The organism is Pseudomonas asiatica (genome assembly GCF_009932335.1).
Taxonomy (GTDB): domain Bacteria; phylum Pseudomonadota; class Gammaproteobacteria; order Pseudomonadales; family Pseudomonadaceae; genus Aquipseudomonas; species Aquipseudomonas asiatica.
In genome coordinates, this window is record NZ_BLJF01000001.1 from 1,770,578 (window position 1) to 1,792,737 (window position 22,160).

Annotated in this window: 23 protein-coding genes and 1 pseudogene; 11 read left to right on the plus strand and 13 right to left on the minus strand. The window is 63.8% G+C overall.

The genetic code is table 11. The features are described from left to right. Window positions 1-136 precede the first annotated feature (136 nt). Window positions 137-1,318, minus strand: coding sequence for an NnrS family protein (locus tag GYA95_RS08340; RefSeq protein WP_015270151.1), 1,182 nt, complete (start codon window positions 1,316-1,318; stop codon window positions 137-139). A 214-nt stretch (window positions 1,319-1,532) separates the two neighbouring features. Here GYA95_RS08340 and GYA95_RS08345 point away from each other — a divergent pair, with 214 nt between their 5' ends. The 9 genes from GYA95_RS08345 to ureG all read left to right on the plus strand — a co-directional run bounded on the left by GYA95_RS08345 (window position 1,533) and on the right by ureG (window position 8,571). Further along, on the plus strand, window positions 1,533-2,447 hold the full coding sequence (locus tag GYA95_RS08345; protein ID WP_015270152.1) for a site-specific integrase: 915 nt from the start codon (window positions 1,533-1,535) through the stop codon (window positions 2,445-2,447). A gap of 555 nt (window positions 2,448-3,002) precedes the next feature. After that, window positions 3,003-3,836 (plus strand): urease accessory protein UreD, encoded by an 834-nt coding sequence (locus tag GYA95_RS08350; protein WP_015270153.1) that lies wholly within the window; start codon window positions 3,003-3,005, stop codon window positions 3,834-3,836. Window positions 3,837-3,845: 9 nt separating this feature from the next. After that, the gene (locus GYA95_RS08355) at window positions 3,846-4,148 is read left to right on the plus strand and encodes an urease subunit gamma (RefSeq protein ID WP_015270154.1); all 303 of its coding nucleotides are present in this window, start codon (window positions 3,846-3,848) and stop codon (window positions 4,146-4,148) included. A 19-nt stretch (window positions 4,149-4,167) separates the two neighbouring features. Next, complete coding sequence (locus GYA95_RS08360; protein ID WP_015270155.1) at window positions 4,168-4,485, plus strand: urease subunit beta; 318 nt, start codon at window positions 4,168-4,170, stop codon at window positions 4,483-4,485. Next, the gene (ureC, locus tag GYA95_RS08365; RefSeq protein ID WP_013972449.1) at window positions 4,482-6,185 is read left to right on the plus strand and encodes an urease subunit alpha; all 1,704 of its coding nucleotides are present in this window, start codon (window positions 4,482-4,484) and stop codon (window positions 6,183-6,185) included. The genes GYA95_RS08360 and ureC overlap by 4 nt, the downstream gene beginning before the upstream one ends. A 10-nt stretch (window positions 6,186-6,195) precedes the next feature. Further along, the gene (gene ureE / locus GYA95_RS08370; protein WP_015270156.1) at window positions 6,196-6,699 is read left to right on the plus strand and encodes an urease accessory protein UreE; all 504 of its coding nucleotides are present in this window, start codon (window positions 6,196-6,198) and stop codon (window positions 6,697-6,699) included. 17 nt (window positions 6,700-6,716) lie between these two features. Then, window positions 6,717-7,262, plus strand: a complete 546-nt coding sequence (locus tag GYA95_RS08375; RefSeq protein ID WP_013972451.1) for a HupE/UreJ family protein — start codon at window positions 6,717-6,719, stop codon at window positions 7,260-7,262. Further along, window positions 7,262-7,936 carry an urease accessory protein UreF gene (locus GYA95_RS08380; protein WP_015270157.1) on the plus strand — a complete coding sequence of 225 codons (675 nt, stop codon included), beginning with the start codon at window positions 7,262-7,264 and terminating at the stop codon, window positions 7,934-7,936. Before GYA95_RS08375 ends, GYA95_RS08380 begins: the two co-directional genes overlap by 1 nt. 11 nt (window positions 7,937-7,947) lie before the next feature. Beyond that, window positions 7,948-8,571 carry an urease accessory protein UreG gene (ureG, locus tag GYA95_RS08385; protein WP_010953755.1) on the plus strand — a complete coding sequence of 208 codons (624 nt, stop codon included), beginning with the start codon at window positions 7,948-7,950 and terminating at the stop codon, window positions 8,569-8,571. A gap of 184 nt (window positions 8,572-8,755) precedes the next feature. Here the strand turns inward: ureG and GYA95_RS08390 are convergent, their stop codons facing one another. From GYA95_RS08390 to mcpP, 12 genes and pseudogenes are all read right to left on the minus strand, one after another. After that, window positions 8,756-9,484 (minus strand): DUF899 domain-containing protein, encoded by a 729-nt coding sequence (locus GYA95_RS08390; RefSeq protein WP_015270158.1) that lies wholly within the window; start codon window positions 9,482-9,484, stop codon window positions 8,756-8,758. Window positions 9,485-9,577: 93 nt separating this feature from the next. After that, entirely contained in the window at window positions 9,578-11,779 is a 2,202-nt protein-coding gene (locus GYA95_RS08395; RefSeq protein WP_015270159.1) for an LTA synthase family protein, read from the minus strand. A gap of 135 nt (window positions 11,780-11,914) precedes the next feature. Continuing rightward, window positions 11,915-13,195: a transporter gene (locus tag GYA95_RS08400; protein ID WP_015270160.1), complete on the minus strand. Its 1,281-nt coding sequence runs from the start codon at window positions 13,193-13,195 to the stop codon at window positions 11,915-11,917. A 46-nt stretch (window positions 13,196-13,241) separates the two neighbouring features. Continuing rightward, window positions 13,242-13,994: a hypothetical protein gene (locus GYA95_RS08405; RefSeq protein WP_015270161.1), complete on the minus strand. Its 753-nt coding sequence runs from the start codon at window positions 13,992-13,994 to the stop codon at window positions 13,242-13,244. A 46-nt stretch (window positions 13,995-14,040) separates the two neighbouring features. Then, entirely contained in the window at window positions 14,041-14,721 is a 681-nt protein-coding gene (locus GYA95_RS08410) for a C39 family peptidase (RefSeq protein WP_015270162.1), read from the minus strand. A gap of 62 nt (window positions 14,722-14,783) precedes the next feature. Continuing rightward, entirely contained in the window at window positions 14,784-16,235 is a 1,452-nt protein-coding gene (locus tag GYA95_RS08415) for a hypothetical protein (protein WP_039612960.1), read from the minus strand. Between the two features lie 48 nt (window positions 16,236-16,283). After that, a complete protein-coding gene (locus GYA95_RS08420) occupies window positions 16,284-16,862 on the minus strand; it encodes a hypothetical protein (RefSeq protein ID WP_015270164.1) in 579 nt (192 codons plus the stop codon). Window position 16,863: 1 nt separating this feature from the next. Then, window positions 16,864-17,298 (minus strand): hypothetical protein, encoded by a 435-nt coding sequence (locus GYA95_RS08425; protein WP_015270165.1) that lies wholly within the window; start codon window positions 17,296-17,298, stop codon window positions 16,864-16,866. A 298-nt stretch (window positions 17,299-17,596) separates the two neighbouring features. Then, a complete protein-coding gene (locus tag GYA95_RS08430; protein ID WP_043935579.1) occupies window positions 17,597-18,166 on the minus strand; it encodes an AAA family ATPase in 570 nt (189 codons plus the stop codon). Next, window positions 18,163-18,729: a nicotinamide riboside transporter PnuC gene (gene pnuC / locus GYA95_RS08435; RefSeq protein WP_015270167.1), complete on the minus strand. Its 567-nt coding sequence runs from the start codon at window positions 18,727-18,729 to the stop codon at window positions 18,163-18,165. Before pnuC ends, GYA95_RS08430 begins: the two co-directional genes overlap by 4 nt. A gap of 185 nt (window positions 18,730-18,914) precedes the next feature. Next, window positions 18,915-19,649: a methyl-accepting chemotaxis protein gene (locus GYA95_RS28440; protein WP_404940922.1), complete on the minus strand. Its 735-nt coding sequence runs from the start codon at window positions 19,647-19,649 to the stop codon at window positions 18,915-18,917. Between the two features lie 138 nt (window positions 19,650-19,787). Continuing rightward, window positions 19,788-20,549 (minus strand): annotated as a pseudogene (mcpP, locus tag GYA95_RS28445) (methyl-accepting chemotaxis protein McpP); the annotation flags it as partial. A 299-nt stretch (window positions 20,550-20,848) separates the two neighbouring features. Between mcpP and GYA95_RS08445 the strand changes: the two are divergent. Beyond that, a complete protein-coding gene (locus GYA95_RS08445) occupies window positions 20,849-21,679 on the plus strand; it encodes an undecaprenyl-diphosphate phosphatase (protein WP_015270169.1) in 831 nt (276 codons plus the stop codon). After that, the gene (locus tag GYA95_RS08450) at window positions 21,672-22,085 is read left to right on the plus strand and encodes a DUF1294 domain-containing protein (RefSeq protein ID WP_043935580.1); all 414 of its coding nucleotides are present in this window, start codon (window positions 21,672-21,674) and stop codon (window positions 22,083-22,085) included. The genes GYA95_RS08445 and GYA95_RS08450 overlap by 8 nt, the downstream gene beginning before the upstream one ends. Window positions 22,086-22,160: the final 75 nt, after the last annotated feature.

Here is a 22,160-nt window from a genome sequence, read left to right on the forward strand (position 1 = left end):
TTGGGGCTGCTTCGCAGCCCATCGCCGGCAAGCCAGCTCCCACAGGTACAGCGCAGGCCTTGAGGTCGGCGCGGTCGGTGTGGGAGTTGGCTTGCCGGCGATGGGCCGCAAAGCGGCCCCAATCTAGGCATCAAGGCTAGCCCGGCATACCGTCAGCCCGTGGCTGCAGCAGGATGGGCAGGTAGTGGCGCAGGAACAGCAGCAGCGCCAGGCTCCAGCACATTACTGAAAGGCTCACCCCCAGCGGCGTTAAAAGCGGCAGCACCACCCGCGCCAGCGTCGCCAGTTGGATCAAGGCAAAGGCCCAGGCAATGCTGGTCGGCACCTGCAGCGGCCTGCCGGTGTGGCCCAGGCTGACCCGTGCCATCATCGCCAGGATCAGGCCGCTCATGGCTCCCACGGTCAGGGCGTGAGTCACCAGGCTCGGGCTCAGCGCCACCCCGGCATGCCACAGCGCCATGCCCAGGCAGGCAATGGCGATCCAGGCATAGGCCAGATGCAGCGACCACAGCAGGGGCACACGCCACAGGCCGCGGTCATGCCACAAGGCCAGGCGGGCCGTATGCAGAGCGAACAAGGCGCCGAACAGCACGGCCAGGTCGATACGCGGCGTATCGGCCAAACCCGCGGCAAAGGCCAGCGGTACCGCCACGCTCAGTAGCAGGCAGGCGCGGTCCAGCCAAGGGCGGGCAGGGGCCGGTGCCATGTTGCCCAGGCCGCGCCGGGTGAAGAACGGGATCACCCGCCCGCCAAGCACGGTCATCATCGTGGCCACCAACCACAACCCGGCAAACAGCCCGCGGCGCTGCCACAGTTCGTCCTGGCGCAGCCAGCCGACCAGGGTCAGCCACTGGCAGGCGGCGATCAACAGCACCAGGCCGACGATCGGGTAGTTGTTACGCAAGCGCCGTTGCACGATCGGCCGTGCCAGGGCTAGTGCCACCAGCGGCAGGAAGCTGCCCTCGATCACTACCAGCAAGCTGTCCGGTAGTGGCAGGAACCAGCTCACCCGGCCCAGCAGCCAAAGCAGGAACAAACCCTGTAGCGCGCGCCCGTTCAAGCCTGGGATGCCGCTCCAGTTCTGCACGGCGGTCAGCAGGAAACCCGCGATGATGGCAGCAGCAAAGCCATAGAGCATTTCGTGGCGGTGCCAGGCGAGCATGCCGCCGGGGGGCGTGGGCTCCAGCGCACCGGCCAGTACGCCGCCCCACAACAGCAAGGCGAGCAGCGCAAACAAACTGCCACCCAGGAAGAATGGGCGGAAACCCAGGCCCCAGACGGCCTGGCGTGGGCGTGAATCGATCGGCTGCACAAGCATGGGCTGACCTTCGTTCGTTCAGTGGGCTCAATTGGGGTAAGATCACGATCCGTGCCAGCTCCGAACCCCTTGTATATCAAGGTGATGGCACTTCTCCGGGTCCGAATGACATGTGTATTCCGCTGTTATTTGGACCTGCTTGTATGTCGTATTGACTTGCTTCAGGGTCTGGCCGGTTCGCCGCTGGCCAACGCTTCGCTACAGGATTCACGTTTTGTCCGATCTCTCGAAAAATCCGCTGCTGCAGTACATGGCCCGCCTGGCCCCATCCAGCCAGCAAACCATGCGCTACATCCTTCAGGACGCCGCCGATCGGCTGGGTTTTGTCGACTGCAATATCGTCGATGTGCCCTGGCATCGGCTCGAGCCCGGCCATGTGATCGCCCTGGTGGCGGCGCTGCGTGCGGACGGTTACGCCCCCAACAGCTCGTCGCTGTACGTCAACGCCATTCGCGGTGTGATGAACGAAGCCTGGCGCCAGGGCCTGATCGATCACGAGCAGTTGCTGCGCATTCGCGAAGTCAAGCCGGCCACCGGCAGCCGCCTGCCGCCGGGGCGCAACCTGCGCCGCAGCCTGATTCGCGAGCTGATGGATGTGTGCGCGGCCGACCCACGGCCGCAGGGTGTGCGTGACGCGGCGATCATCGCCTTGCTGTACGGCACTGGCATGCGCAAGTCGGAATCGGTGGACATCGACCTGGACCAGGTCGACTTCGAGGCGCGCAGCCTGCAGGTGCTGGGCAAGGGCAACCGCCAGTTGATCAAGTACGCCCCGCCATGGGCGTTCGAGAAGTTGCAGGCGTGGCTGGACCTGCGCCGCCAGGACTTGCCCGCAGGGGCCGAAGACGACCCATTCCTGTTCAACCGCATCCGCCGTGGCAGCCATATAACCCGAGCGCGCATCACCAAGCATGCCATTTACTACATCGCCCGCCAGCGTGGTGCGCAGGTGGGCGTGAAGATCATGCCGCACGACTTCCGTCGCGCGTTCATCACCCGGGTGATCGAAGAGCACGACCTGTCCATTGCGCAGAAGCTGGCGCATCACGCCAATATCCAGACCACCGCCATCTATGACCGGCGTGACGACAACGAACGCCGGCGTGCGGTGGACCGCTTCGATTACTGAGTTTTGATAGTTGGGGCCGCTTTGCACCTTGCTCTCATAGAACGGCACATGACTCATTGGTTCGGCGAGGTACTGTAGGAGCAGCCTTGTGCTGCGAAGAGGCCGGTACTGACAAAGCCTGTCTATTGTCTGTACCGGCCTCTTCGCAGCACAAGGCTGCTCCTACAAAGGACGCTTCAAACGAGCGAAATTTGTTCTCTGCGCGACTGCGCAGCCCAAAAGGGCTGGGCAATCTCCCACAGGTACCAGCAAAGTCCTCCAGGTACCTGTGGGAGCGGGCGCGCCCGCGAAGGGCTGCAACGCAGCCCCATTTTCACCTTGCTTCGGCACCGAAACAGGGCCGAAGCACGCCCCTGCCTTGTGCGCCATCTCCCTCTATGCCCGATGCCAGAGCGGCCATGGCAAAAACTTCATCTTCGTTCACCTGCGGAGTTGGCCCGCAACCTGCTATATCCAGCCTGCGAATTTGATCGAGTGGTCAGGGCGCGCACGCCATAGCCGTGCGTGCCTGCCACTCTAAACGGCCAGCAGGCCACGGATTTCAGGGGCCGCAGGATGTCGCTCGCGGAGCAGATCGAACAACAACACGACGATGCCGGCTGGAGCGCTCACCTGCAGTTGCGCTTCGTCAGACGCGACAAGGTGACCCGCCTTGGTGCGTGGCGGCATTTCGGACCTCTTTTGGTGCAGCGGCCATTCTATCCCGAAGGTGCACCGTGCCATGTCTACGTGCTGCACCCTCCTGGTGGGATCGTCGCTGGCGACCGTCTGGAGCTGGATATCCAGGTGGAGCCGGGCAGCCACGCGCTGCTGACCATGCCGGGCGCCAGCAAGTTCTACCGCAGCATCGGCCCGACCGCGCGGCTGGTCCAGCGTTTTCACCTGGCCGCCGACAGCACCCTGGAGTGGCTGCCGCAGGACAGCATCTTCTTCTCCGGTGCCCGCGCCAGCCTCGACAGCCGTTTCACCCTCGAACCGGGCGCGCGCCTGCTGGCCTGGGAAACCCTGTGCCTGGGGCGCCCGGTGATGAACGAGCGTTTCGAGCAGGGTGCCCTCGACAGCCGCCTGCACATCGAACTGCCCGACGAAGTGGGCCTGCACGAGCGCCTGCGCGTCGAAGGCGGGCGCCTGAGCAAGCTTGGCGGGCATCCGCTGCTGGCCACCTTCTGCGCCGCACCCGCCGACCAGGCTGTGCTGGATCTGGTGCGCCCGCTGCTCGACGAGATGGCCAACCCGGCCGGCGCGACCCTGCTCGGGTCGTTGCTGGTGATCCGCGTGCTCGACCATGACAACCAACACCTGCAACGCACCCTGCAACGCCTGTGGCATGTGCTGCGCCCGGCCGTCCTCGGCCTGCCGGCCTGCCCACCGCGTATCTGGGCCACCTGAGAGAGCGCCATGGAGCTGACCCCGAGAGAGAAAGACAAACTGCTGCTGTTCACCGCCGCGCTGCTGGCGGAGCGGCGCCTGGCCCGTGGCCTGAAACTCAACTACCCGGAAGCGGTGGCGTTGATCACTGCCGCCGTGCTCGAAGGCGCCCGTGATGGCCGCACCGTCGCCGAGCTGATGAGCCTGGGGCGTGAAGTATTGAGCCGCGAGCAGGTAATGCCTGGCATTGCCGAAATGCTCCACGACGTGCAGGTCGAAGCGACCTTCCCGGATGGCACCAAGCTGGTGACCGTGCATGACCCTATCGTCTGAAATTGCCCAGGAGCCCCGCATGATCCCAGGTGAAATCCAGGTCGCCGCCGGCGACATCGAGCTGAACAGCGGCCGCGCGACAGTCAGCGTCAGCGTGGCCAACCATGGCGACCGGCCGGTGCAGGTCGGCTCGCACTACCACTTTTACGAAGTCAACGAGGCGCTGGTGTTCGAGCGCGCGCCTACGCTGGGCTTTCGGCTGGACATCCCCGCGGGTACCGCCGTGCGCTTCGAGCCTGGCCAGGCGCGTACCGTGCAACTGGTGGCATACGCCGGCAAGCGCGAGGTCTACGGCTTCCAGGGCAAGGTGATGGGCGCGCTGGAGGGCAGGGCATGAGCCGCATTTCCCGCCAGGCCTATGCCGACATGTTCGGCCCCACCGTGGGCGACCGCGTGCGCCTGGCCGACACCGCGCTGTGGGTCGAGGTGGAGCACGACTTCACCATCTATGGCGAAGAGGTGAAGTTCGGTGGCGGCAAGGTCATCCGCGATGGCATGGGGCAGGGCCAGATGCTGGCTGCCGAAGCCATGGACCTGGTACTGACCAATGCCCTGATCATCGACCACTGGGGCATCGTCAAGGCCGATATCGGTATCAAGCACGGGCGTATCGCGGTGATCGGCAAGGCTGGCAACCCCGATGTGCAGCCGGGCGTGAACGTGCCAGTGGGCCCCGGCACCGAGGTGATCGCGGCCGAGGGCAAGATCGTCACCGCCGGTGGTGTCGACTCGCACATCCATTTCATCTGCCCGCAACAGGTGGACGAGGCGCTGAACAGCGGTGTCACCACCTTCATCGGCGGCGGTACCGGGCCAGCCACCGGCACCAACGCCACCACCTGCACGCCCGGCCCCTGGTACCTGGCACGCATGCTCCAGGCTGCCGACAGCCTGCCGATCAACATCGGCTTGCTGGGCAAGGGCAACGCCTCGCGGCCGGAAGCGCTGCGCGAGCAGATCGCAGCCGGCGCCGTGGGCCTCAAGCTGCACGAAGACTGGGGTTCGACACCAGCAGCCATCGACTGCTGCCTGGGCGTGGCCGAGGAAATGGACATCCAGGTGGCGATCCACACCGACACCCTCAACGAGTCCGGCTGCATCGAAGACACCCTGTCGGCGATCGGCGACCGCACCATCCACACCTTCCACACCGAGGGTGCTGGTGGCGGTCACGCCCCGGACATCATCCGCGCGGCAGGCCAGGCCAACGTGTTGCCGTCCTCGACCAACCCGACCCTGCCGTACACGGTCAACACCGTGGACGAGCACCTGGACATGCTCATGGTCTGCCACCACCTGGACCCGAGCATCGCCGAAGACGTGGCCTTTGCCGAGTCGCGCATCCGCCGCGAAACCATCGCCGCCGAGGACATTCTCCACGACATGGGCGCCTTTGCCATGACTTCGTCCGACTCCCAGGCCATGGGCCGGGTTGGCGAGGTGGTGCTGCGCACCTGGCAGGTGGCCCACCAGATGAAACTGCGCCGCGGGCCACTGGCGCCGGACACCAGCTACAGCGACAACTTCCGGGTCAAGCGCTACATCGCCAAGTACACCATCAACCCGGCCCTGACCCACGGCATCGGCCACGAAGTGGGCTCGGTGGAAGTCGGCAAACTGGCCGACCTGGTGCTGTGGGCGCCGGCGTTCTTTGCGGTCAAGCCGGCCCTGGTCATCAAGGGCGGGATGATCGTCACCGCGCCCATGGGTGACATCAACGGTTCCATCCCCACGCCGCAACCGGTGCATTACCGCCCGATGTTCGGCGCCCTGGGCGCGGCGCGGCATGCCACGCGCATGACCTTCCTGCCCCAGGCGGCGATGGACCGTGGCCTGGCCGAGGAGTTGAACCTGCGCAGCCTGATCGGCGTGGCCCACGGCTGCCGCCGGGTGCGCAAGCCCGACATGGTCCACAACACCTTGCAGCCGCTGATCGAGGTCGATGCGCAGACCTACCAGGTGCGTGCCGACGGTGAACTGCTGGTCTGCGAACCGGCCCGCGAACTGCCGCTGGCCCAGCGTTACTTCCTGTTCTGAAGGAGCACCGATGATTGTCTTGACCCGCCGTATCACCGAGCCCGGCCAGCTGGGCGAAACCGGCACCGTTACCCTGGACGTGGACAGCCGCATAAAGAGCCGCCTGCGGGTGACCCTGGATGATGGTCGCGAGGCCGGGCTGATGCTCGAACGCGGCCACCTGCTGCGCGGAGGCGAACTGCTGGCCGATGCCGAGGGCACCCAGCTGATCCGTGTGCTGGCGGCGCCCGAGGCGGTGTCCACGGTGCGCTGCGCCGACCCGCACCTGCTGGCCCGCGCGGCCTATCACCTTGGCAACCGCCATGTACCGCTGCAGATCGAACCCGGCCTGCTGCGCTTCCAGCACGACCACGTGCTGGACGACATGTTGCGTGGCCTGGGCCTGACGGTAGAGGCCGAACAGGCGCCGTTCGAGCCTGAAGCGGGCGCCTACCAGAGCGCACCGCACAGCCACAGCCATAGCCATGCCCACGGCCACGATCACCCGTTCGTGCGCCTGCCTGCCCATTCCTGAACTGCCTGGAGCAACCAATGAAAAAGACTTTCGCCCTGTTTCTGCTGATGCTGGCTCTGCCTGCCTTCGCCCACCCCGGGCACGACGCCAACCCGCTGCAGGACGGCCTGCTGCACCCGCTGACCGGTCTTGACCACCTGCTGATGCTGCTGGGCACCGGTGTGCTCGCCGCGCTGACCCGGCGCAGCCTGACGCTACCCCTGGCAACCCTGGCGGCGATGTTCGGCGGCGCGGTATGCGGCCACCTGTTCGGCGATGTGCTGGGCATGGAAACCCTGATCGCCCTGTCGCTGCTGGTGGCTGCCGGTGCCGTGCTGCTGCCCAGCCGCCAGCTGCTGCTGGCAATGGCCATGCCGGTGTTCGCCCTGTTCCATGGCTGGGCCCATGGCGTGGAAGCCACGCCAAGCGCGTTCTGGCAGTTCAGCGCCGGCTTCGTCACGGTCAGCGGCCTGTTGCTGGCGGCCGGCTTTGCGGTCGGTTGCCTGTTGCGCAGGCATAGCGGCCTGCAGAAGGCCTTTGGCGGCGGCCTGCTGGCCGGCGCCGCGCTGGTACTGGCTGGTTGATGGGCAGCGACCTGGCGCTGTTGCGCCTGCTGCAGCTGGCCAGCCCTGGCTTGCCGGTGGGTGGCTTCACCTACTCGCAAGGCCTGGAGTGGGCGGTCGAGGCGGGCTGGGTACGGGACGTGGACGGTTTCGCTGCCTGGCAGCGCGAGCAGATCGACGACACCCTGGCCTGCCTCGACTGGCCGGTGCTGGCGCGCTTGTACCACGCCTGCCAGGCCGAGGACGCCGAAGCCTTCGGCCACTGGAGCCGCTTTCTGCTGGCCAACCGTGAAACCGCCGAGCTGCGTCTGGAAGAACAGCAGCGCGGCGCGGCGCTGGCACGGCTGCTGGACGGCTGGCAACTGGGCCAGGCGCCAGCCTGGCGGGCCAGCCTAGAACTCACCCAGCTGGGCGGTATGGCCTGGCTGGCTGCGCACTGGGCGATCCCACTGCGCCAGTTGGCCCTGGGCCATGGTTTTGCCTGGCTGGAGGGCGCGGTAATGGCCGGGGTCAAGCTGGTGCCGTTCGGCCAGCAGGCCGCCCAGACCTTGCTGCGCGACCTGGGGGCAGGGCTGCCCGCGGCCCTCGACCAGGCACTGGGCCTGGGCGATGACCAGCTTGGCGGCGGCCTGCCGTTGCTGGCCATTGCCTCATCGCGACACGAAACCCAATACACCCGTTTGTTCCGTTCCTGAGGACTGCCTGCATGCAAAGCTATCAACAACCACTGCGCGTCGGTGTCGGCGGCCCGGTCGGCTCCGGCAAGACGGCGCTGCTCGAAGCCCTGTGCAAGGCCATGCGCGACCATTACCAGATCGCAGTGGTCACCAACGACATTTACACCAAGGAGGACCAGCGTATCCTCACCGAAGCCGGGGCCCTCGAGCCGGAGCGCATCGTCGGTGTGGAAACCGGCGGCTGCCCGCACACGGCGATACGTGAAGATGCCTCGATGAACCTGGCGGCGGTCGAAGCCCTGGCGCGCAAGTTTGGCAACCTCGAGGTGATCTTCGTCGAAAGCGGCGGTGACAACCTGAGTGCCACTTTCAGTCCGGAGCTGGCCGACCTGACCATCTACGTGATCGACGTGGCCGAAGGCGAGAAGATCCCGCGCAAGGGTGGGCCGGGGATTACCAAGTCGGATTTCCTGGTGATCAACAAGACCGACCTGGCGCCCTATGTGGGGGCTTCGCTGGAAGTGATGGAGCGCGATACCCAGCGCATGCGCCCGCAGCGGCCATGGACCTTCAGCAACCTGAAGAAGGGCGAGGGGCTGCAGGCGGTGATCGACTTCATCGTCGAGCGCGGGATGTTGGGTGTGCGCGGCTGAAGACTATGTGCTGCACTTGAGGATGCTTGGCCGCTGCGCGGCCCCTTGTAGGAGCAGCCTTGTGCTGCGAAGAGGCCCGTACTGGCTATGCAGATCTGTTGCCTGTACCGGCCTCTTCGCAGCACAAGGCTGCTCCTACAAAGGACGTGCCAAGCGAGTGATAAGCGATATGTATTGCCTCTCGTTATTTGTGGCAGCAGTTGGGCTTGTCCGGCTGCCCTTCATAACGGTCGTGGTGCCGCACCCAGTCCATGGTCCCGGCCTCGTTGCGCCCCAGTGGCGCGATGTCGAGGAAGTTGTAGGTGTTGACCAGGATGTCCAGCCCGCGGGCATAGGTCGAGTAGGTGTGGTACACGCTGCCGTCCGGCTCGCGGTAGAACGCACTCAGCCCGGGAAGCTCGCTTTCATCGCCCTCATATGGCTCATAGTTGTACTGCCGCTGGCCCTCGCTGCCGACGCTGACGCCAAAGTCCTCGTTGAAGCCGCTGCCATGTGACGAATACCAGGGAAACTGCCAGCCCATGCGCCGGCGGAATGCCTGGAACTCGGCATACGGCGCACGCGACACCGCCACCAGCGACACGTCGTGATGGGCCAGGTGCAGGTTGGCGCCGTCAAAGTGGTCGGCCAGGAATGAGCAGCCGTGGCAACCTTCGCTCCAGCCTTCGGCGAACATGAAGTGGTAAACCAGCAGTTGGCTGCGGCCTGCGAACAGGTCGGCCAGGCTCAGTTCGCCGTCCGGCCCCTGGAAGCGATACTCGTGCTCCACCTTGACCCAGGGCAGGGCGCGACGGGCTGCGGACAGCGCGTCGCGGTGGCGGGTGAAGGCCTTTTCGTGCAGCCACAGCTGCCGGCGGGCCGCCAGCCACTGGCTGCGGGAAACCACCGGGTGCCTGCTTTCGCTCGTGCTCATGGTGTTATCTCCACATTGGGTGATTCACACACTAGTCGAGCACGGGCGGGTTAAATCGACAGGTCGCGGCGGCCCAGCGATGAGTGGTACCGTTCAGCCCGAATGGGCGATATGCCCTTCGGTCAGCTCATCCGCTGCTTCATCTTCCCCTGGCAGCGCGGTTATCACACTGAAGTCGCTGATTTCCACCTGACCACCACCATAGCCCAGCAAATGGAAGGAAAACGCTTTGCGCGCGGTCGGGTTGTCGAAGCTGAACTCCATTTCCAGCGGCTCTTCGGCGGTCACTTTCACTTCGTAAGGCAAGCCCAGCGGTACGTCCTGCTCCAGCTGTTTGGCCTTGAGCTGGATATAGGCTGCGCGCTTGGGGTCCAGCGAACGTACCTTGACCCGTACGCGGGTATGCGAACCCTCGGGCATTTCCAGGTACTGGGCGCCGATCAGGTTGTCGGCCCAGTCATCTTTGATGCGCTTGCGCAGCTGGATCGGCGATGGGCCGCCGAACTGGTAACGCAGGTTGAGCGGTGTCTGCAGCAGGGACTGGTCGAGCACCCCGGCGAGGGCACCGATCTGCTGGCCCAGCAGGCTGTCGCCCAGGCCAAGGTAACGTGCCTGGTCGGCGATGAAGCCCTCGCTGGCGTAACGCCGGCAGCGCTGCTGGAAGTCGCATTCGGTGAACACACCCCGGCCGTCGTGATAGCGCAGCATGCCGTTGGTGTAGGAGATCATTTCACGACCGCTGTCGTAATCGCGGTACAGCGAGCGACCGCCGAGCGCCATGGGGATGGGCAGCGCAAAGTAGTCGAGCAGCGAGGTGGCCAGGTCGATATGGCCGTAGGTGCCCCGCTTGATCCGTGGCAACTGCGCCTGCTCCGGCGCCAGGGTGAGGTTGAAGCCCCAGGACGAGGCCAGGCGCACACCGTCGATGCCGTGGGACTCGTCGGAAGTCACCACCACCAGGGTGTCCTTGAGTACGCCCTGGCGTTCGAGGTTGTCGAGGAATGCACCGAGCGCATCGTCCAGGTAGGCGACTGCCGCCTGTTTCGGCGTGTCGTAGCGCTCCATGTACTCGAACGGCGCCGAGTAGGGCTGGTGGGTGCCCACGGTGAGCAGGGTCAACATCCATGGCTTGTCCTGCTTTTGCAGCTGGCCGACGTAGTTCAGCGCCCCCTCGAAGAAGGAGCGATCATCCTTGCCCCAGGGGAAGTCCAGGTAGTTCTTGTTGCGGAACCACTCCTGGCCGTGCACCGAGTCAAAGCCGATGTGCGGCATGATGCGGTCCTTGGCCATGAAGCGCAGGCCGGCACCCTGCAGGTAGTGGGTAGTGAAACCGGCCTGGCGCAACTGCGCTGGCAGGCAGGCCTGGTTGCGATCGTTCTGGGTCAGCAGCTCCATGCCCTTGGGCGTGCCGTTGGCCAGCTTGTCATAGTCACCGCAGAGCATCGCGTACAGGCCACGGATGGTCTGGTGGGTATGCAGCACGTAGTCCGGGGTGTTCATGCCGCGCTCGGCCCACTGGCTGAGCTTTGGCATCAGCTCTTCGTCGAAGCGGCTGTGCAGGGCCTGGCGGTTGGGCCGCAGGTAGGCCCCGGGGATGCCTTCCACGGTGATGATCAGCAGGTTGCGGGCGTTGCCTGGCCCGGCGAGCAGCCGCTGGCCATGCAGGTCGGACTGGGTCAGGCCGGTACTGGCCAGAGGGGTGAAGGTATGTGTGCGGCCCATCCAGCCTTCGACCTGGCGCTGCAGGTTGCCGGCCCCGGCCGACAGCAACTGGTGGGTGAGGTTGTATTGCCGCCATTGGTCGGCGTCGGAAGGTACCAGTTGCTGGCTGCCCCAATGGGCGCCAAACAGCAGCAGCGGAATGGCCCAGGCCTTGCGTGGCACCGGCTGGCTGCGTTGGCTACGGCTGCGCCAGGCGATGGCCAGCCAGCCCAGCAGGCCGGTGCCCATGATCAAGGGCAGCCAGGCATGGGCCAGGCCACCACCGGTCGAGTTTTCCATGAACTGCGGGTCGAGCAGGTATGTCAGGTCAGCGCTGGTGGGCAAACGGCCAACCGCGCTGACCAGTTCGGCCGAAGCCACCCAGAGGGCCGCCCAGGCCAGCAATACGGGGAGCGCCAACCACCACGGCCGACGGTGCAGCAGCAAGACCAGCAGGCTGCCGAGTGCGAGGTCGGACAGGTAACCGAGCGGGTTGGACCAACCCAGCATGGCGCGCGTACCCAGTGGGATCACCAGTACCAGGGTCGCCAGGGCGACAAGCCGGGTACGTGGGTGGTCTGACAGGTTCTTCACGAAAACATCCCTTTTGCCATTAAATCGTCATGCAACTGTGCTTGATGATAACAGGCCGTGACATGGAAGGCGGTCCGGGACAAGGCTGGTAACCAAAACCGGGCCCTTTAGCGCGGGCCCGGCCGATGGCAAGTATCAGAAGTAGTAGGGGAATTTCAGGCTGAAGGAAAAGTCCGGTGCGTCATCGGTCAGACCAATGGACAGGTTGGGCACGATGGTCAGGTTGTCGGTGGCGGCGAAGGTCATGCCGATGTTGAAGTTGGCTGCGTTGTAGTCGCTGTTGGAGATCGACTGCCAGTCACCACCATCCGGCTTTATCTTGCTCTTGCGGGCGAACTGGTCGGACACCGAGAACGACATGCTCATCTTCTCGTTCAGGGCAAAGGCGATACCGCCGCCGATCTGCCAGGAGTCGCCCAGCTTCACGTCGCCGGGTACCTTGCTGTTGACCTGTGGGCTGATGTCGCTGAACGAGTCTTCCATGTTGTAGGTATAGGACAGGCTGCCGAAGAGCACGGCCGGGTCGAACGTCTTGACCAGCGAGATGCCCGGCGTGATCGACCAGACGCCGTTGCCGGTCGGCAGGCTTTCCGGTACCGACAGGTTGTCGTTGCCCTCGACCTGGCGCAATTTGATGCCATAGGGGTCTTTGCCGGTCGGTGCCTTTATGCGCAAGGTAGCGACGGCGTCAGGCCAGGTCTCGTCTTCGTCGAGGAACTTGTAGGCGACGCCGACGTTGACGTCGCCAATTTCCGGGTCGCGGGTTACGGTTTCGTCCGAGGTGCTCGCCCCGGCTCCCCCCGCACCGCCGGAAGAGTAGGTGGATTCGCGGTACACCACCGGGACGTTGATGTCGAACTGCCAACGCTGGGCGAGGTTGTAGCGGGCAGTCATGTCCAGGGTCCAGTTATCTGCCTTCACCCGGTCAAGGTTGATACTGCCGAGGAAGATCGAGTCCAGTGCCAGGAAGCCGTTGAGCACCAGCGCCCGAGTATCGTAGTGGGTATAGGTGACACCGGTCTCGAAGCTGAACTTGCCGCCGCCGAAGAAGCCGCTGGCCTCGTCATACAGGTTGGACACGCTCTGTGCCGGTTCGGCGTCGGCGGTCAGCGCCTGACCATAGGAGCTGCCGGTGGTGCCCGGTGCACCCGATGCCACCGTCTGTGCGCCCTTGACCCCTTCGGCCGGGGACCTGACCAGGCGTTTGGGCGGTGGTGCTGCCGGGGTTTCCTCGACCTGGCGTACGCGCTGCTCCAGCACCATCAGCGCTTGCTGCTGGGCTTCGTAGCGACGTTTCAGCTCCATCAGTTCCTGCTTGAGAGCCTCAACCTGCGGGTCGGAGGCGGCGTAGAGCAATGTGGCCGGGGCCAAGGTGGTCAAACACACAAAAACTTTGAGCGATAAAGATCGGTGCATGGAATTGCCGTCCCTGCCGACTTCTTTTGATGAGACTGAGCGTAGATCAGTATCCGAATGTGCGAAGTCCTTTGAGCTGATCAAGGCTACCGTTCAGCGAAGCGGCTGTTGGCACGCTTTCACGCATCACCACATTGAGCGTGGTGACGTTGTTCACCCTGTTGCCATTGCCCAGCAGCGTCGAGTTCTGCATCAAGCCACCCTGCGCCAGACGCTGCACGCTGCTGCCCTGGTTGTTACTGGCATTGATATTGAACTGCACCCCTACGCCGCTGGCAGACACACTCAGCGCACCCGCGCCGTTTTCGCCCGTCAGCGTCTGGCCGTTGGCCAGTGCTTGGCCCTGCGGCTGCATGGCGGGCGCCTGGTTGGCCTTGGAGACATTGACGGCGACATCGTTGTAGGCGGTGTTGTTGTCGCCAGCGGCGCGTACCACCTGGGTAACACCCTCTGTGGTGTTGAGGCCGGCACCGCCCGTGACGGTACCGGTACCTGGTGCGGTGGATCCAGCTGACGTTGTGCCGGTGCCGCTTTCGTCGATCAACGACACATAGAATTGCGGTTTGATGGTTGACTGCTGAATCTGCATCGTGCTCGTGGCACCGATCACGTCCCCTTTGGCATTCTGCCAGGTGCTGGACATGACAATACCGAAACTCACGATCCGCCCCGGCATCACGTAGCGGCCACGCAGGGTCGCCAACTCATGGTCCTTCAGCTCGATGGGCTTGAACGTTTCGGCATGGGTGGGAAGGCTGACGGCCAGGCATGCGATCGCGAGCCAGAATGGGTTCTTCATTGGGGTGCTCCCCGGAGCCTCGTGCTCCTTGTCGTTGCAAGAGTCGTTAGAAGAAGTCGCTTTTGATGAAACCGAAGTCCAGCAGCTCTGCATCCTGCACCGGGGTGAAGTTGTTCACCCGGCCCTTGGCGGTCAGCGGCAGGGGCGGGTCGAGCAGGATGTTGTGCTTGTCGTAGCCTTGGCCGATGACGGCGAAGATGATGCCGTTCCAGCCCTTGAGAAAATCATCGACCTTGTAACGCTTGTGGCCCAGTACCGGGTCACCGATATACACCCAACCCTTGTCGACCTTCTGCATGACCACGAAGTGCTTGTAGCCGCGCACGTCCATCAGCACCACGACCGGGATGCGCACGCTGTGCAGGGTCTCGGGTGCCACCCGGTAGCCGCGGGCACGCATCCCCAGGCTTTCCACGTAGCGTTTCATGTCGAGCATCGAGAAGCCTTGCGTGCGCACCAGGTCCTGGTCGGCGTGGGCCAGCATACCTTCGATGATCTGTTGCTCGTCCACATCCAGCCAGTAGGCCTGGCGCAGGATGGTGGCCAGCGCGGCGGCGCCGCAGCTGAAGTCGGTTTTCTGTTGCACCAGGTCAGCGAACTTGCGCTCGCGTACGCTCTGGATGGGCTTGAACACCACGGCGCCGCCCGGCAGGACGGACAGCGGCATTTGTGCAGCTTCGCTCATGCTGGCCAGGCACAGCAAAAACGCCAGGGCAATGATGCGCATGATCGGATGCCTTCCGGTTCTGTTGAAGAAAGGCCCCCCGAAGGGGGCCTCAAGCACAGCGATCAGAACGAGGTGTTGGAGATGGCCAGCGAGTTGCTCTGCTGGTTGCCCACACCGGCTGCCACGTTCACGCCCAGGTTGCCACTGCCGCCATTCACCGAACCACTAAGGGTTGCAGTGTTGGTAACAGGGTTTGCCCATCCGGTCGGGGTCAGCACTTGGAAGGACACGGTATTGCTCAAGTCGTAGGCACTGCTTTCGCTGTAGCTCTTCGACACGTCGTTCGACGATTGAGACGATTTCTCGCCAGACTTTTCAAACGCCGATTCCGATGCATTGGCATAGGACGACTCGTGAGCCTTCTCATACGAGGAGTCGCGAGACTTCTCGTAGCTCGATTGGCGAGCCTTGTCATACGACGAGTCGAATGCCTTCTCGAACGACTTGTCGTAAGAGCTTTCCCGCGAGTGGTCGACATCCACATTGAGCGATGCATTGAGCGAGGCATCGAAGCTGTCGGTGCGAGTGCGCTCGTGACGGCCGTAATCGGTGCTCGTGGTGCGGGTCGCATCGGCTGCCGCAGCCAGGGAGGCGCTCAGGCTGGCACTGCTGGACGAACTGGCGTTGCCGGACATCGAACCACTGGCATTCCAGCTGTTGGAGCCGCTGGCAGTGGAACTGTGCGAACCACTGGCGTTCATGCTGCTCGAACCGCTGGAGTTCCAGCCACTGGAGCCACTGGAGCTGGCACTTCGCGAGCCGGCCACGCTGAAGCTCGATGACGAGCTGCGGTCGTCGGTCGAATTGAACGTGCCCTCACGCGAGCTGGAACCGCTCTTGGTGGTGGTGATGGTCAGCGTATCCACCCGGTAGGTGCGGTCGGCGCCGTTGTTCACCGTCAGGCCTGGGCCGTTCTGGTCGGCAGAGGCGGTGGCAGTGGCATTGCCCAGCGGGGCACCGGTGTTGGCGATGGCCATGGTGTTCTTCTGCTGGTTCAGGTCGCCGCCAGCGATGTTGATGCCGACGTTACCCTCGGCACCATCGGCCGAGCCGGTCATGACTGCCGAGTTCTGGGTGGACCAGTTGTCGACACGGTTGTTGTTGCTGAACTGGCGAACGTCAGCGGTGGCTTCGGCGGTGCCGAACACGAAGCTGTTGTCCAGGCTGGACTCGGACGATGCATTGGCAATAGCCGCAGCATTGTCCTGCTGGTTGCCGTTACCGGCTGCCACGTTGACACCCACGTTGCCGCTTGCACCCGTGGCCGAGCTGCTCATTTCGGCTTCGTTGATGGTGCCTTGGTTGGTGATGGTGTTACCCGTGCTGCGTTGGCTGTCCATGGCGTTGGCTGTGGCATACACAGGGATCCGGGTGGGAGGAGGGGTGTGATGCCCGTTATTGTGGTGACCATTGTGGTGCCCGCCACGCCGGTCGTTCTGATCAGCTTGTACAGCAACAGCCATGACCGCAGCAATTGCGAAAACCAGAGGCTTGATTGCCATCGAGGGTTTCATGGTGATTCTCCGTACTTTTAGGTTAAGTGTTGTTCTTAACTGGATGGGTCAATCCGCGACCCGGATGCTCAAGGTGTTGGCCATTCGGTTTCCCACCCCGGCACTCTGGTTCAACTGAATCACTCCACGGCTACCGGTGAAGGCCTGGTCACTGGTGGTGACCAGGCGATGGCCAGTTGAAGTGTCAATCGGACCGGAGTTGTTGAGCAGCGCCACGTTCTGTTGCATGAGGACGCTGTCGTCGATGCTTTGCGGCTGTGCACCGAGACTGATGCTCAGTGCGTTCGCTTGCTGGGTGTTGGCGCCGGCGCTCTGGTTGACCCCCAGGGCGCCGCTACCGTTGCTGAAGGCGTCGCCCTGTATGGTCGCGCGCGCGTCCATCGCGGAAGTTGCGGGGGCGTTCAGCCGTTGGCGGATTTGCGTGGTGGCGCCAGCCTCGGGCCCTGCGGCGAAGGCGCGCGCGTTGGCCTGTTGCTGTTGGTCGCCGGCTGCCTGGTTGACCGACAGGTTGCCCTGGTAACGGCTGCCCGAGCTGTCGATGTCGGCATTGTTGATCACGGGGACCGGGGATTGCGCGAAGGCCGATGTACTGCACAGCGTGACCAGGATCAGCAGCGTGTGCTTCATCTCACTTGCCTCCGGTCAGGATCTGCAGCGGCGCCAGGCCGCGCTGCACACTCGAGTTGACCATGTTCGAGATGCCATTTCCCGAGCCTGTACCGCGGCCACCGGCCAGGTTGGGCAGTTGGGATTGGTTATTGAGGTTGCCGCCCAGGTTGTTGGTCTGCTGGGTAATCAGGGTGCTGATGCCCGCACCGCTGCTGATGTTGGCGAAGTCGCCATCACTCAGTTCGTTGGTTTGCTTGAGGATGTGAGCGGAAGGATTGGCATTGACGGTGGTGGGGTTGGGGTCGGGTCTTAACGGCGGGACCACAGCGTTGCGTGTCTGCACATCACGGGTTATCACGATGATGCCGTTGTCGGCCTGGGCCGTCAGGCTCAACGAACCCAGCACATAGCCCATCAGCAGCAGGTGATAAAGGCGTTTGTCAGTTTTCCTCACGACGGCAACTCCTTCAATGAGCGCTGGCCCTGTTCAGCGATGTGAACGAGGGAGCAGAAGGTGTGCCGCTTTCGAGAAGCGGTTTCAGATCAAAAGGTTAAGGTAGGCACCATGACAAGCTGCGGCATATTCTGTCTCAGGGCTGAAACAGGCAGCCGCGAGTGGTGCAGGCAGAGCCAGTGTTGGCCTTGATTGGAAGGGTTTTTGCAGGAGTGTTTCAGCGCCTTGACATTACTTTCGATGCCCCGCAAGACCTCATGTTTTCAGGGGCTTCGCCCCACAAGGGTGTGTCAGTGGGTTAACACTCGGTGGGGTAGGATGGCGTATTGCTATCAATGAGCTTAGCTACTGTTTGCAGTGCCAGCAACTGGCGTTGTGGCCAATTGCCCTCAATTATTTTGTACGCCTGCTCATGCCGTTGCAGCCAGTGCAGGCTGTCGTCGAAAAAGCGCTGGCGGTCGCGCAGTTCGGGCTGGCTGCGCTGGCCATCGGCAACCCAATCCACACCTTGCGGGCTCAGCAGCAGGTGCAGGTGGTAATGCCGCGCCAGCAACGCCTGTTCCAGCCAGGCCGGGCAGTCGCCGAACAGGGCGTGGCTCCAGAGCATGTTGCTGAGCAGGTGAGTGTCGAGAATCAGTAGCGACGGTGCCTGCTCACGGGCCTGGTCTTCCCAGGCCAGCTGACCACGAGCGATGGCAGGGATATCGGCATAGCAGGTGTCGCGGCGTTCCTGATCGATGAAGTGGCGCACGTATTCGGCCACCACCACGCCGCCGAAATGCGCCTGGATCACACCGCTGAGCCAGCTCTTGCCACTGGATTCCGGGCCGCACAGCACCAGTACTTTCATGGATTGTGCCTCGCTCATGGCTGCACCAACGCCGGGTCACGGCGCCATTCCAGCCAGCCGCGCACGGCAATCAGGGTGAGCACGGCGAAGAAACCGGCGGTGAAGTACAACTGCTGGTGCAGGTACTGGCCCACGTAGACGATATCTACCACTACCCACAGCGGCCAGCACTGCAGGCGCTTCTGCGCCATCCACAGTTGTGCCACCAGGCTGAAGCCGGTCAGGGTAGCGTCCAGCCAGGGCAGGACGGCGTCGGTCCAGGTGGCCATCGCCGCGCCCAAGGTGGCGCTCAACAGCACCCCGCCGGCCAAACCGACGAGCAATGCCGGGCGCTGCAGGCGGGTGACCTGGCGGGCGTCTTCAGCATGGCCCGGGCGCTTCCATTGCCACCAGCCGTAGACCTGCAGGATGGCATAGGCCAGTTGCAGCAACATGCCGGAGTACAGCTTCACCTCGTAGAACAGCCAGCCATAGATCAGCACCATGACCAGACCGATGGGCCAGCACCAGGCATTCTGCTTGACCGTGAGCCAGACAGCGGTGACGCCGAGGACGGCGGCGATGAGTTCAAGGCCGGACATCGGCGATCCTTGGAGACTGCGGGGGAAGGGCGCGATTGTAGCGGGTCGGCCGGGGAAGGTGTAGGGCGTTGGGGTCTTTGGGGCTGCTTTGCAGCCCATCGCGACACAAGGCCGCTCCTACAGGGGGACGCGATCGTCTGTAGGAGCGGCCTTGTGTCGCGAAAGGGCGCAAAGCGCCCCCGGCATTATACGCGGAACTGCCGCAACAGCTGCTCCAGCTCTTCGCTCAGCTGCCCCAGCGCCATCCCGGCATCGCTGGATTGGCGCGCTGCATCGGCGGTCTGCTGAGACAACCCGGCAGTATCCAGCACGTTGCGGTTGATCTCTTCTACCACGTGCGACTGCTGCAAGGTGGCGCTGGCGATCGAGGCATTCAACGCCGTGAGGTTGTTCAGTGATTGGTTGATGGCATCCAGGCTGGCACCGGCCTCGCGGGCCTGCTCGACCGTCTGGCGCGAGGCCTCGCTGCTGGTGTCGATGGCTTTGACCGCAGCGTCCGACTGGCTTTGCAGGTGCTCGATCATGGTATGGATCTCGGCCGTCGACTGCGCCGTGCGCTGGGCCAGCAGGCGCACCTCGTCGGCGACCACGGCAAAGCCACGGCCCTGCTCGCCGGCCCGCGCCGCCTCGATGGCCGCATTCAGCGCCAGCAGGTTGGTCTGTTCGGCGATGGAGCGGATCACATCCAGTACACCACCGATGCGCGTGCTGTGCCCGGCCAGTTCACGGATCACCTGCACGGCCTGGTCGATGGTCAGCGACAGCCGGTCGATCTGCGCCAGGCTGCCGTGAATGGCCTCCTGGCCGTGTGCCACCTGCTGTTGCGCGGTGCGCATTTCACCGGCGGCCTGCTCGGCGGTCTTGGCCACGTCTTGCACGGCGTAAGTCACTTCGTTGACCGCGGTGGCCACCTGGTCCATCTGCAGCGATTGCTGGGCGCTGTGCTGCTGCGCGGCACCGGCGTTGTCGCCGACATGCCCGGCGGATCGGGCCAGGGCATGGGCCGCGCCTTGCAACTGGCCGACCACGCCTTGCAGCTTGCCATTGAAGCGGTTGAAGTGCTCGCCCAGGTGGGTGATTTCGTCCCGGCCGTGAGTGTCCAGGCGCCGGGTCAGGTCGCTTTCGCCGCTGGCGATGTTGCCCATGGCCTGCACTGCTTCCTGCAACGGGCGGGCGATGCTGCGCGCAATCAGCATGACCACCAGCGCCATCAGCAGGGCGATGGCCACGCCCACCAGCGAGGCGTCGCGCAACTGGCGGGTGAATTCGGCCTGCACGTCATCGACGTACACGCCTGAGCCGATGATCCAGCCCCAGGGCTTGAACAGCTGGATGTAGGACGTCTTGGCCACCGGCTCGCTGGCACCGGGCTTGGGCCAGCGGTAGTTGACCGGCCCGGCGTCCTGCTGCCGAGCCAGGGCGACCATCTCGTTGAACACGGCAAAGCCGTCGGGGTCGCGGATGGCCGACAGGTCCTGGCCGTCGAGCTTGGGGTTGGCCGGATGCATGATCATCTTCGGCCCCAGGTCGTTGATCCAGAAGTAGTCATCGTGGTCGTAGCGCAGCGCCCGCACCACTTGCAGCGCCTGTTGCTGGGCCGCTTCACGGCTGAGCGTGCCGGCTGCCTCCAGCTCTTGGTAATAGGCCAGCACACCGGCTGCGGTCTGCACCACGTGGCGGGTTTTCTCCGCTTTGGCCTGGTACAGGTCACCGTGGATCTGGCGCAGCATCAGCAGGCCCAATACCACCAGCATGGCCACCGCCACCAAAAGGATCAGCCACAGACGGCGGCTGATAGACATCGATCTCAGGGTTTTCATACCACAGCTCCCGCATTGTTCTTTTTATTCAGGCGCATCCAAGCATGCTTTGCGCGAGGCCCCCACACGACTAATGGCTAAGTGCTATCCATTCAATAGTCTGCAGCAGTTTGTACAAGGTGATTGCGAAGGCGCTCTGCTAGGATTTCGGCCGCGCAAGATGAAACCTTTAGGCGGCGTGAACTTTTCTACTGGCATTACGCCCAACAGTCGCTGTAAAACAGCCGGGCCGCGCGCGGCAATTTCAAGCAAATCAAGAACAAGGGGCCTGCAACGAGCAGTGCTCCATCGGGGGAACGATGGATTTTTGGACTGCCTTCCAGGCAATCATCTTAGGCGTGGTCGAAGGGCTGACGGAGTTTCTGCCGATCTCCAGTACCGGCCACCAGATCATCGTCGCCGACCTGATCGGGTTTGGTGGCGAACGGGCCATGGCTTTCAACATCATCATTCAGCTGGCGGCGATCCTGGCGGTGGTGTGGGAGTTTCGCGGCAAGATCTTCGACGTGGTCTTCGGCCTGACCAGCCAGCCCATGGCGCGGCGTTTCACCGGTAACCTTTTGCTGGCTTTCCTGCCGGCAGTGGTGCTGGGCGTGCTGTTCGCCGACCTGATCCACGAATATCTGTTCAACCCGATCACCGTGGCGGCTGCGCTGGTGGTGGGCGGGGTGATCATGCTCTGGGCCGAGCGCCGCGAGCACCGTGTGGAGGTAGACCACGTGGACGACATGCGCTGGAGCCACGCGCTGAAGATCGGCTTCATCCAGTGCCTGGCGATGATCCCGGGCACTTCGCGCTCCGGTTCGACCATCATCGGTGGCCTGCTGTTCGGCCTGTCGCGCAAGGCGGCGACCGAGTTCTCGTTCTTCCTGGCGATGCCGACCATGGTCGGTGCGGCAGTGTATTCGGGCTACAAGTACCGCGACCTGTTCCAGCCTGGTGACCTGCCGGTATTTGCCATTGGCTTCGTGACTTCGTTCATCTTTGCCATGATCGCCGTGCGTGGCCTGCTCAAGTTCATTGCCAACCACAGCTACGCGGCGTTCGCCTGGTATCGCATTGCCTTTGGCCTGCTGATTCTGGCGACCTGGCAGTTCGGCTGGGTTGACTGGGCGACGGCCCATGGCTGAGGCGTCACGGGGACAAAGGGTGGAGGGCGTACGTAATGTGCGCCTGAAGCTGCTGCTGTTGGGCCTGCTGTGCCTGCTGCCCGCCCTGGGCGCGGCGCGCATGGCCTGGGTCGACCAGGCCTGGTGGCCGCTGGCGTTGTACCCGGCAATGAGCCTGATCAGCCTGCTGCTGTATTGGCAGGATAAACAGCAGGCGCGTACCCAGGCCTGGCGTACGCCCGAGAAGGTGCTGCATGCCAGTGAGCTGCTGGGCGGCTGGCCGGGGGCACTGCTGGCGCAGCAGCTGTATCGACACAAGACTCGCAAGGTTTCGTACCAGCTGGTGTTCTGGGGGATTGTGCTGGTGCACCAGGTGTTCTGGGCGGACTGGCTGTTTCTTGGCGGGCGGTATCTGCCCTTCAGTTGATATGTGATTGTGCCGGGCTCTTCGCGGGCTTGCCCGCTCCCACAGGATTTTCACTGCCCTCAAGGCCTGTGGAGT

Excerpts from the sequence above, each read along its gene's own strand:
- GYA95_RS08450 (WP_043935580.1), top strand. The coding sequence starts at position 21,672 with ATGGCTGAGGCGTCACGGGGACAAAGGGTGGAGGGCGTACGTAATGTG.
- GYA95_RS08375 (WP_013972451.1), top strand. The coding sequence starts at position 6,717 with ATGAAAAAGACTTTCGCCCTGTTTCTGCTGATGCTGGCTCTGCCTGCC.
- GYA95_RS08350 (WP_015270153.1), top strand. The coding sequence starts at position 3,003 with ATGTCGCTCGCGGAGCAGATCGAACAACAACACGACGATGCCGGCTGG.
- ureE (WP_015270156.1), top strand. The coding sequence starts at position 6,196 with ATGATTGTCTTGACCCGCCGTATCACCGAGCCCGGCCAGCTGGGCGAA.
- GYA95_RS28440 (WP_404940922.1), bottom strand. The coding sequence starts at position 19,649 with ATGGACCAGGTGGCCACCGCGGTCAACGAAGTGACTTACGCCGTGCAA.
- GYA95_RS08340 (WP_015270151.1), bottom strand. The coding sequence starts at position 1,318 with ATGCTTGTGCAGCCGATCGATTCACGCCCACGCCAGGCCGTCTGGGGC.
- ureC (WP_013972449.1), top strand. The coding sequence starts at position 4,482 with ATGAGCCGCATTTCCCGCCAGGCCTATGCCGACATGTTCGGCCCCACC.
- GYA95_RS08420 (WP_015270164.1), bottom strand. The coding sequence starts at position 16,862 with ATGAAGCACACGCTGCTGATCCTGGTCACGCTGTGCAGTACATCGGCC.
- GYA95_RS08430 (WP_043935579.1), bottom strand. The coding sequence starts at position 18,166 with ATGAGCGAGGCACAATCCATGAAAGTACTGGTGCTGTGCGGCCCGGAA.
- ureG (WP_010953755.1), top strand. The coding sequence starts at position 7,948 with ATGCAAAGCTATCAACAACCACTGCGCGTCGGTGTCGGCGGCCCGGTC.
- GYA95_RS08405 (WP_015270161.1), bottom strand. The coding sequence starts at position 13,994 with ATGAAGAACCCATTCTGGCTCGCGATCGCATGCCTGGCCGTCAGCCTT.
- GYA95_RS08360 (WP_015270155.1), top strand. The coding sequence starts at position 4,168 with ATGATCCCAGGTGAAATCCAGGTCGCCGCCGGCGACATCGAGCTGAAC.
- pnuC (WP_015270167.1), bottom strand. The coding sequence starts at position 18,729 with ATGTCCGGCCTTGAACTCATCGCCGCCGTCCTCGGCGTCACCGCTGTC.
- GYA95_RS08415 (WP_039612960.1), bottom strand. The coding sequence starts at position 16,235 with ATGAAACCCTCGATGGCAATCAAGCCTCTGGTTTTCGCAATTGCTGCG.
- GYA95_RS08410 (WP_015270162.1), bottom strand. The coding sequence starts at position 14,721 with ATGCGCATCATTGCCCTGGCGTTTTTGCTGTGCCTGGCCAGCATGAGC.
- GYA95_RS08445 (WP_015270169.1), top strand. The coding sequence starts at position 20,849 with ATGGATTTTTGGACTGCCTTCCAGGCAATCATCTTAGGCGTGGTCGAA.
- GYA95_RS08380 (WP_015270157.1), top strand. The coding sequence starts at position 7,262 with ATGGGCAGCGACCTGGCGCTGTTGCGCCTGCTGCAGCTGGCCAGCCCT.
- GYA95_RS08390 (WP_015270158.1), bottom strand. The coding sequence starts at position 9,484 with ATGAGCACGAGCGAAAGCAGGCACCCGGTGGTTTCCCGCAGCCAGTGG.
- GYA95_RS08400 (WP_015270160.1), bottom strand. The coding sequence starts at position 13,195 with ATGCACCGATCTTTATCGCTCAAAGTTTTTGTGTGTTTGACCACCTTG.
- GYA95_RS08355 (WP_015270154.1), top strand. The coding sequence starts at position 3,846 with ATGGAGCTGACCCCGAGAGAGAAAGACAAACTGCTGCTGTTCACCGCC.